The following is a 9,070-nucleotide window of genomic DNA, read 5'->3' on the forward strand; positions in this document are numbered from 1 at the left end:
GGTCGAGCGCATGATCGCCGTCGTCGACCGAGGCCTGGACGGACCGCCCCTCGACTTCCACGAGGGCTGGCGGCTGCAACGCGCCCTGCACGCGGAGGTCGTCGCCGGCGACCGGCCGGGCGCGCTGCTGCTGTGCCAGCACGCGCCCGTCTACACGGCCGGCCGGCGCACCCGCCGTGACGAGCGCCCCGCCGACCCGGGCGGCACCCCGGTGGTCGACGTGGACCGCGGCGGGAAGATCACCTGGCACGGGCCCGGCCAGCTCGTCGGCTACCCGGTCGTGCGGCTCCGGGAGCCGGTCGACGTCGTGGCGTACGTCCGTGCCCTCGAGGGCGCGCTCATCGCGGTCGCGGCCGGGTACGGGGTGCGCACCGAGCGCGTCGAGGGACGGTCGGGCGTCTGGGTGCCGCCCGCGTCCGGGGTCGGCCCCGCCGCCAAGATCGCCGCGATCGGCGTCCGCGTCGCCGCCGGCGTGACCATGCACGGCTTCGCGCTCAACGTCGCGAACGACCTCGCGCCCTACGACCGGATCGTGCCCTGCGGCATCGCCGACGCCGGGGTGACGACGCTCAGCCGGGAGGCCGGCCGTGCGCTGACCCCGCGGGAGGTGCTGCCGGCGGTCGTCGCGGCGCTCGCGGACGCCCTGCCCGCCGTCGCCGACGTCCCGGCCGTCGCCGGCGTCGCGGCCGTCGCCGGCGTCCCGGCCGCGACGGAGGCCGCCGCGTGACCGCCGCGCCCGACGGCCGCCGGCTGCTCCGGCTCGAGGTCCGGAACATGGAGACGCCGATCGAGCGCAAGCCGGAGTGGATCAAGACCCGCGCGCGCATGGGCCCGGAGTACCGGCAGCTCCAGGACCTCGTCCGCGGCGAGGGCCTGCACACCGTCTGCCAGGAGGCCGGCTGCCCGAACATCTTCGAGTGCTGGGAGGACCGCGAGGCGACCTTCCTCATCGGCGGCTCCCAGTGCACCCGGCGGTGCGACTTCTGCCAGATCGACACCGGGCGGCCCGCGGACTACGACGTCGACGAGCCGCGGCGGGTCGCGGAGTCCGTGGCCCGGATGGGCCTGCGGTACGCGACCGTCACGGGCGTCGCCCGGGACGACCTGCCGGACGAGGGCGCCTGGCTGTACGCCGAGACCATCCGGCAGATCCACCGGCAGGCGGCGGGCACCGGCGTCGAGATCCTGGTGCCGGACTTCACCGGGCGCCCGGAGCACCTCGCCCAGGTGTTCGACGCCGCCCCCGAGGTGTTCGCGCACAACGTCGAGACCGTGCCGCGGATCTTCCGCCGCATCCGGCCCGCGTTCCGGTACGAGCGCTCGCTCGACGTGCTCACCCAGGGCCGGGCGGCCGGGATGATCACCAAGTCGAACCTCATCCTCGGCATGGGGGGGGAGCGGGACGAGGTGTCCGGTGCGCTGCGCGACCTGCGCGACGCGGGGACGGACATCATCACCGTCACGCAGTACCTGCGGCCCTCGCCCCGGCACCTGCCCGTCGCGCGCTGGGTGCACCCCGACGAGTTCGCCGAGATCGCCGAGGAGGCGGAGGAGCTCGGGTTCCTCGGGGTGCTCGCCGGGCCGCTCGTCCGGTCGTCCTACCGTGCGGGGCGGCTGTGGGCGCGCTCGATGGCGGCGCACGGCCGGGAGGTCCCGGCCCAGCTGCGGCACCTCGCCGAGGCGGCGCTGCCGGCGCAGGCGGTGCGCTGAGCGCTGCGCCGACGAGGCCGCGACCGACTCCGTCACGGATCACGTCGTGAACGTCGCCTCGGGGGTGGTGACGTGGAACGAGGTCGAGCACCCGGGCTGCGCGTTGCACGACAGCCGGTCCGGCCCGGACGGCACCTCCGGAGGGGCCCGGTGACAGCGCCGGCACCTCACGGCCCGACGGGCCGCGTCATCGTCCGCCCGACGCACCACCTACCCACGGCGGAAAGAGGTCGCTGGGAGGTGCTCGCGCGTTCCTAGCGTGGGACACGCTCCGCCTTCGGGCGCCGGGTCGGTCGACCCGGGCGAGGGCAGCCGCCGGGGCTCGACCCAGGGGAGAGCACCGTGCGTGCACTGACACGGAGGGCAGGGCTGGCGGCCGGGGTGGCGATGGCGCTGGGGTTGACGACCGCGGTGCCGGCGACGGCGACGGCACCGGCGGTCGGCAGGACGACGGGTCCGGTGGACCACGCCCTGGTCGGCGACACGATCGCCGCGGCCTGGGCGGTGACCGAGGCGCTGGAGCAGGTCGGGCTGACCGCCGAGGACCTGGTGCTGCCGGAGCGGGACGACGACTTCTACGCCGAGGTCGCGGCGGGGCTCGGGGCCTGGCTCGACGAGCAGGGCAGTGATCCCGCCGACGTCCCGGTCGCGGCCCGGACGGCGACGGCTCCACCGTCGCGGGCGGGCAGCGAGGAGGACCGGCTCACGGCCGACCGGCTCGGGTACGCCCTGCACATCGCGGAGGTCAACGCGAAGCGCGACCGCCGTGCCGGGCCGATCGAGCGCGAGGTCGTGTACATGTACCTCTCGCACTACGTGGACACCCCGCGCGGCACGCTGCCCGGGCTCGACGCGCACTCGGACTACCACCAGTACTACGCGGCGTGGATCTCCGACGACGACCGGATGGTCTACGACCGGTTCCTCGCGACGAGCGCGACGCTGGAGGGCGGCAACGCCCTGGTCGAGTCGGCCAAGGCCCTCGTGGGGCTCCAGGGGTCGATCTCGGACGCGACGCTCACGGGACTCACGGCGCTCCAACGGACTCTGGCCGCCCTGAACGGGATCGATGTCTCCGCCGACGACGTCGGCTCCGCCTATGGCGCGTGGCAGCAGTACGTGGGGGCGTCGTCGGACGACCCTGAGCGGGTCGTCCGGGCGCTGGTCGAGGGCGTCGTCCCGGGTGACTCGCTCAGGGCCGAGGAGCGGAGCATCGCGCTCGACGTCCTGCGCGCGACCCTCGTCGTCGCGGCACTCGGCGGTGGCGCTGTCGCGGTGCTGGGAGCCGTCGCCCTCGGGGTGGGGGAGATGACCTACCTCAGCGTCCGGTCGTTCACGCAGCGCGCGAACTACGCCTCGATGATCGCCAGTAACCACGGCCGGGTCGCCGAGCGCATGTGGCGCTACCTGATGGGCGGCTGACCGACGTGGCCGCTCCGGTGCGGGACCCCGAGGGCGCGTACCCGCCGCGAGTCCGGCACCTGAGCGGCCCGCTCGCCCCTCCCTGGTACGTGCGGCACCAGCGCTCCGTCTCCCTCGCCGTGATGGTCCTGCTCGTGGCGGCACTGCTCCCCGTGAGGCTCCAGTTCACCGACGAGGCGTCGTTCTTCTGGACGCAGAGGCGGAGGTCGGGCACGTCGATCGTCGAGGGCACGTCGCCGGTGTTCCTGCTCGCGGGGGCGGTGTTCGCGCTCAGGCGGTCTGTCGTCCGTGCCGTGCGGACGCGGGTCCGGGTGCTGGACGACCTCCACCTCGCTGGCGGGTGGCGTGCCGCCGGTGTCACTGCCGCGCTGAACGCCCTCTACGTGCTGGTGGTGGTCGGTCCGGGGCGGTGGGTCGTCGCGACGGCGTACGGCGCGTATGCGACCGGTTCCGACCGGTTCCGCGCGCCCGACGCCGTGGTCGCGGAGGCCGTCGCCCGGTACGTCGACCGCAGCACCGGCCTCCTGCTGCTGGCGATGGCGGTCGAGGGCTCCGTCGTCCTCCTCGCCGGCCGCGGACGCCGGCGGCTCGGCGTGCGGGACTGAGCACACACGACGAGCCCCCGCCGACCAGCGGGTCGGCGGGGGCTCGCGGGCGCGTGGCGCGGGGTTAGATGACCAGGCTCAGGAGCAGCACCACGACCAGGGCCGTGACGGACAGGACGCACTCCATGAGGGACCACGTCTTGAACGTCTGGCCGACGGTCATCTTGAAGTACTCCTTGACCAGCCAGAACCCGGCGTCGTTCACGTGGCTGAGGAACACCGAGCCGGCGCCGATCGCCAGCACCATGAGCGCCACGTGCGTCGGCGAGAGGCCCTCGGCGAGCGGCGCGACGATGCCGGCAGCGGTGACGGTCGCGACGGTCGCGGAGCCGGTGGCCACGCGGATCAGCACGGCGACGAGCCACGCCGCCAGCAGCGGGGAGATCGGCGCGTCCGCGAGGCCCTTGGCGATGACGTCGCCGACGCCCGAGTCGACCAGGGTCTGCTTGAACCCGCCGCCCGCGCCGACGATGAGCAGGATGCTCGCGATCGGGGCGAACGAGGAGTCGACGAGCTTGCTGACCATGCTCCGGTCCCGGCCGAGGCGGGTGCCGAGCAGCACCAACGACACCAGCGCGGTGATCAGCAGCGCGACGAGCGGGGTGCCCACGAAGTCGAGCACCTGGCCGACGCCGGAGTCCTCGAACCCGATGGTCTCGGCGAGCGTGCGGGCCAGCATGAGCACGACGGGCAGCAGCACGACGGTGATCGCGATGCCGAACGAGGGGCGCCGCGCGTCCTCGTCCCGGTCGGAGCCGCCGAGGATCTCCGTCGGCGGGGCCAGCGGCACCCAGCGGGCCATCGGCTTGGCGAGCAGCGGGCCGGCGACGGCGACGGTCGGGATGGCGACCAGCAGGCCGAGGCCCAGGGTCAGGCCGAGGTCGGCGCCGAGGGCGTCGATCGCGATGAGCGGTCCGGGGTGCGGCGGCACGAGGCCGTGCAGGGCGGACAGGCCGGCGAGGGCCGGGATGCCGACGACGATCATCGACACCTTGGACCGGCGCGCGACGAGCATGACGACCGGGATGAGCAGGACGACGCCGACCTCGAAGAACAGCGGGATGCCGATGATGAACGCGGCGAACGCCATCGCCCACGGCAGCCGCTGCACCGGCGTCCTCGCGAGGATCGAGTCGACGATCTGGTCGGCCCCGCCGGAGTCGATCAGCATCTTGCCGATGATCGCGCCGAGGGCGATGAGGATGCCGACGCCGGCGACGGTGGTGCCGAGCCCCGCGGTGAACGAGGTGAACGCGTCGACGTAGGGCAGGCCGGCGGCGACGGCGAGCACGCCGGCACCGAGCATGAGCGCGAGGAACGGGTGCAGCTTCACCCAGACGATCAGCGCGACGATCACCGCGATGCCGATCACCGCGGCGACGATCAGCCGGGTGTCGGAGACGGCGGGCGCGGCGTCGTCGGCCGCGGCGGCCAGCAGCATCGGGGCTGCGGTCGGCAGGACGAGCATCAGGACTCCTGGAGGGTGGTCGACGGCGACGCGCCGGTGCGCGCCGTGGCCGGGTCGATGCCGAGCTCGCGCAGGGCGGCGTCGGCGACGGAGTGGGGCGAGACCTCGACCGGCACGACGACGCCGTCCTCGGCGTCGGTGAGCGGCTCGAGGGTCTGGAACTGCGAGGGCAGCAGGGACGTCGGCATGAAATGCCCGGCGCGGCCGGACATCCGCTCGCCGATGGCCTCGATCGTGCCCTGGAGGTGCACGAACCGGACGCGGCCCTCGGCCTCCCGCAGCACGTCGCGGTAGGCGACGCGCAGCGCGGAGCAGGTGACGATGGTCGACCGGCCGGCGCGGGACTGCTCGGTGAGCCAGTCCCGCATGGCGCGCAGCCACGGCCAGCGGTCCTCGTCGGTCAGCGGGGTGCCGGCGGACATCTTGTCGATGTTCGCCTGGGGGTGGAACTCGTCGGCCTCGGCGTACGGCCAGCCGAGACGGTCGGCGAGGATCTGCGCGGTCGTGGTCTTCCCCGACCCCGAGACACCCATGATCACGAGGTGCTGGACCTCCGGCATCGCTGCCCTCCTTGACGTCGTTGTCCGGGCGTGAGCGTCCGGGCGCTGCCCCGGATCGCCCCGGGGGTGCCGACACTCTGCCACAAAGATGCGACCTTTGAAACCCAAAGATCACACCAGTGGCGCGGGCCTCGGACGGCGTCCGCGCCTCCCGATCCCGTGTGCGACCCTGGCACGGCCGCCGGTGGGGCGCGCGCCAGGACGGGGACGAGGGGACGCACGTGGCGGTCGAGGTGCTGCACAGCGGCGTGCTCGAGGCGATCGGCGCGGAGATCACCGGCGGGGTACTGCCGGCGGGCGCCGTGCTGACCCTGGAGCAGATCCAGCAGCGGTTCGGGGTGTCCCGGACGGTCGCCCGCGAGACGATGCGCTCGCTGGAGCAGCTCGGGCTGCTGACGTCGCGCCGCCGGGTGGGCCTGGTGGTGCGGCCGTCGTCCGACTGGATGGTGTTCGACCCCCGCGTCATCCGGTGGCGCCTGGCCGGCCCGGGTCGCCTCGGTCAGCTGCGGTCGCTCACCGAGCTGCGCGCCGCGGTGGAGCCGGTCGCCGCCGCGGCCGCCGCGCGGCACGCCTCGCCGGACGAGGTGGACGCGCTGCTTGCGGTCTCGGCGCGGATGCGCGAGCTCGGCGAGGCCGGCCGGCTGGAGGAGTTCCTCGCCGCCGACGTCGAGTTCCACGCGCTGCTGCTGCGCGCCGGGCGCAACGAGATGTTCGCCGCGCTGACCGGGGTCGTCGCGGAGGTGCTCGCCGGCCGCACCCGGCACGGGCTGATGCCGTCCCGCCCGCGCGCCGAGGCGCTGGACGCGCACGACGCGGTCGCGGCGGCGGTCCGGTCGCGCGACCCCGAGGCCGCGGAGCGCGCGATGACCGTCATCACCACGGAGATCCGCGCCGCCCTCGGCGACCTGCACTGAGGGCGGCGCGGCCGGGCGTCAGGGCCGCGGCACGTTGCGGAGGTTCGAGCGGGCCATCGCCATGACCTCGCCCATGCCGCCGCCGAGGATCTCCTTGCTCATCGCCGCGGTGAAGCCGCTGACCTGCTGCCGGGTGATCTTGGGCGGGATCGACAGCGCCCGCGGGTCGGTGACCAGGTCGACCAGCGCCGGGCCGTCGTGCGCGAACGCCTGGCGCAGCGCCGACCGGATCTGCGTCGGGTCCTCGACGCGCACCGACGGGATGCCGAGCGCCGTGCCGAGGGCGGCGTAGTCGATCGCGGGGGAGTCGGTGCCGTAGCTCGGCAGGCCGTCGACCAGCATCTCCAGGCGCACCATGCCCAGCGTCGCGTTGTCGAACAGGATCACCTTCACCGGCAGGTCGTAGTGCACGAGGGTGATGAGCTCGCCGAGCAGCATCGACAGGCCGCCGTCGCCGGCGATCGCGACGACGTGCTTCTGCTCCGCGCCCGAGTCCCGGGCGGCGAGCGCCGCGCCGATCGCGTGCGGCACCGCGTTGGCCATCGACCCGTGCAGGAACGACCCGATGACCCGCCGGCGGCCGTTGGGCGTGAGGTACCGGGCGGCCCAGACGTTGCCCATGCCGGTGTCCACCGTGAACACGGCGTCCTCGGCGGCCTCCTCGTCCAGGACGACGGCCGCGTACTCGGGGTGGATCGGGCGGTGGTGCTCGACGTCCTTGGTGTAGGCGCCGACGACCCCGCCCATCGCCTTCTCGTGCTTCTTCAGCATGGAGTCGAGGAACCGCCGGGACTTCTTCCGCTCGACCAGCGGCAGCAGCGCGCGGACGGTCTCGCCCACGTCGCCGACCACCGCCAGGTCGTTCCGGGTCCGGCGGCCGAGGCGGGTCGGCTCGATGTCGACCTGCACGGTGCGGACGTCGGCCGGCAGGAACTGGTCGTACGGGAAGTCGGTGCCGAGCAGGATCAGCAGGTCCGCCTCGTCCATCGACGCCTGGAGCGCGCCGTAGCCGAGCAGGCCGGTCATCCCGACGTCGAACGGGTTGTCGTACTGGATGTGCTCCTTGCCGCGCAGGCTGTGCCCGACGGGCGCGGCGATCCGGTCCGCCAGGGCGATGACGTCGTCGTGCGCGCCGCGGACGCCCGCGCCGGCCAGGATCGTGACCTTCTTGGCGCCGTCGATCGCGGCGGCGAGGGCGGCGACGTCGGCCTCGGCCGGCACCACGCGCGGCTTGCGAGGGCGGGCGAGCGTGTCGGTGCCGGCCGGCGGCGCCTCCAGGTCGGCGACGTCGCCGGGCAGGGTCAGCACCGCCACGCCCGGGGCGCCGTACGCGTGGTGGATCGCGCTGCGGATGACCCGCGGGGCCTGCGCGGCGGACGAGATCATCTCGGAGAACACCGAGCACTCGACGAACAGCCGGTCGGGGTGCGTCTCCTGGAAGTACTGGGTGCCGATCTGGGCGCTCGGGATGTGCGACGCGATGGCCAGCACGGGCACCCGGCTGCGGTTCGCGTCGTACAGGCCGTTGATGAGGTGCAGGTTGCCCGGGCCGCAGGAGCCGGCGCACACGGCGAGGTCGCCGGTGATCTCCGCCTCGGCGGCCGCGGCGAAGGCGGCGGCCTCCTCGTGCCGGACGTGCACCCACTGGATGTCCGCGCCGGCGGCCCGGGCGCGGCGGACCGCGTCCACCACCGGGTTCAGGCTGTCGCCGACGATGCCGTAGATGTGCTTGGCCCCGGCCGCCACCACCTGCGCGACGAGCTGGTCGGCCACCGTGCTGCTGCGTGCCACGGGATCACTCCTGTCGTTGTCGTCAGGCCATATTCATCCCATGACTTGCCCGCGTGCCAGCGGGGGCGGTGTCTCGTCGGTCACGGGGGACCTGTCCACCCTGGCGTGCACGCGGGGGGTCGGCACGTCGAGCGGGCGGGGGTCCCCGAGGCCCCGGGCGCGTCCGACGTGGTGAAACCCTGGGTGGGAACTGTGGACGCGCCGCCCCGCGGGTCGCTGACCTGGCACGCTCGCCTCGTGGAACCGACCCCCGTGGACGCCGCACGGCGCCAGCTGCTCGACTTCACCCGGTGCGCCGCCTGCGGGGCGACCCTCGCGACGACGCGGTGCGCCCGGTGCGGGCTCGAGCTGGCCGGCGAGGACGGGGCGCGGATCGCGGACGCCTCCCGCGCCGCCGCCCGGGCCCTCGACGCGCGGCGCGAGGTCGTCGACGCGGCGCGGGCGCGGCAGGCGGCCGGGGCGGGGGTGTCGGGTGCGGTGCCGTCTGGTGCAGTGCCGTCGGCAGGTGCGCGCCCGGCGGACCCGGGCTTCGGGCGGCCCACCGCGTGGCGCCCGGCGGCGGCCGCCCCCCGCGCGCCCGGCACCCCCGCGCCCGGCGCA

8 protein-coding genes and 1 pseudogene are annotated in these 9,070 nt (G+C 74.6%); 6 read left to right on the forward strand and 3 right to left on the reverse strand.

The genetic code is table 11. The features are described from left to right. Positions 1-10 precede the first annotated feature (10 nt). The 4 genes from lipB (at position 11) to G6556_RS03685 (ending at position 3,737) form a co-directional block, all read left to right on the forward strand. Positions 11-727: a lipoyl(octanoyl) transferase LipB gene (lipB, locus tag G6556_RS03670; RefSeq protein ID WP_166938707.1), complete on the forward strand. Its 717-nt coding sequence runs from the start codon at positions 11-13 to the stop codon at positions 725-727. After that, entirely contained in the window at positions 724-1,710 is a 987-nt protein-coding gene (lipA, locus tag G6556_RS03675) for a lipoyl synthase (RefSeq protein ID WP_346774704.1), read from the forward strand. The genes lipB and lipA overlap by 4 nt, the downstream gene beginning before the upstream one ends. Before the next feature lie 459 nt (positions 1,711-2,169). Beyond that, positions 2,170-3,132 (forward strand): hypothetical protein, encoded by a 963-nt coding sequence (locus tag G6556_RS03680; RefSeq protein ID WP_166938709.1) that lies wholly within the window; start codon positions 2,170-2,172, stop codon positions 3,130-3,132. A 5-nt stretch (positions 3,133-3,137) separates the two neighbouring features. Then, complete coding sequence (locus G6556_RS03685) at positions 3,138-3,737, forward strand: hypothetical protein (protein WP_166938711.1); 600 nt, start codon at positions 3,138-3,140, stop codon at positions 3,735-3,737. Between the two features lie 64 nt (positions 3,738-3,801). On the opposite strand, the gene G6556_RS03690 is transcribed toward G6556_RS03685, so the two are convergent. Then, positions 3,802-5,205 carry a gluconate:H+ symporter gene (locus G6556_RS03690; protein ID WP_240933562.1) on the reverse strand — a complete coding sequence of 468 codons (1,404 nt, stop codon included), beginning with the start codon at positions 5,203-5,205 and terminating at the stop codon, positions 3,802-3,804. Continuing rightward, the gene (locus tag G6556_RS03695) at positions 5,205-5,765 is read right to left on the reverse strand and encodes a gluconokinase (RefSeq protein ID WP_166938712.1); all 561 of its coding nucleotides are present in this window, start codon (positions 5,763-5,765) and stop codon (positions 5,205-5,207) included. The genes G6556_RS03690 and G6556_RS03695 overlap by 1 nt, the downstream gene beginning before the upstream one ends. Positions 5,766-5,986: 221 nt before the next feature. Here G6556_RS03695 and G6556_RS03700 point away from each other — a divergent pair, with 221 nt between their 5' ends. Next, complete coding sequence (locus G6556_RS03700) at positions 5,987-6,679, forward strand: FCD domain-containing protein (protein ID WP_166938714.1); 693 nt, start codon at positions 5,987-5,989, stop codon at positions 6,677-6,679. Positions 6,680-6,697: 18 nt separating this feature from the next. Here G6556_RS03700 and G6556_RS03705 read toward each other — a convergent pair whose 3' ends face one another. After that, positions 6,698-8,470: a pyruvate dehydrogenase gene (locus tag G6556_RS03705; RefSeq protein WP_166938716.1), complete on the reverse strand. Its 1,773-nt coding sequence runs from the start codon at positions 8,468-8,470 to the stop codon at positions 6,698-6,700. A 237-nt stretch (positions 8,471-8,707) separates the two neighbouring features. Between G6556_RS03705 and G6556_RS03710 the strand changes: the two are divergent. Next, a pseudogene (locus G6556_RS03710) lies at positions 8,708-9,070 on the forward strand (hypothetical protein); the annotation flags it as partial.

This window comes from Cellulomonas sp. IC4_254 (assembly GCF_011603975.1).
In the GTDB taxonomy this organism is placed as follows: domain Bacteria; phylum Actinomycetota; class Actinomycetes; order Actinomycetales; family Cellulomonadaceae; genus Cellulomonas.

Bases quoted from the DNA above. Each gene is read 5' to 3' on its own strand.
- G6556_RS03690 (WP_240933562.1), bottom strand. From the start codon at position 5,205: ATGCTCGTCCTGCCGACCGCAGCCCCGATGCTGCTGGCCGCCGCGGCC.
- lipB (WP_166938707.1), top strand. From the start codon at position 11: ATGATCGCCGTCGTCGACCGAGGCCTGGACGGACCGCCCCTCGACTTC.
- G6556_RS03695 (WP_166938712.1), bottom strand. From the start codon at position 5,765: ATGCCGGAGGTCCAGCACCTCGTGATCATGGGTGTCTCGGGGTCGGGG.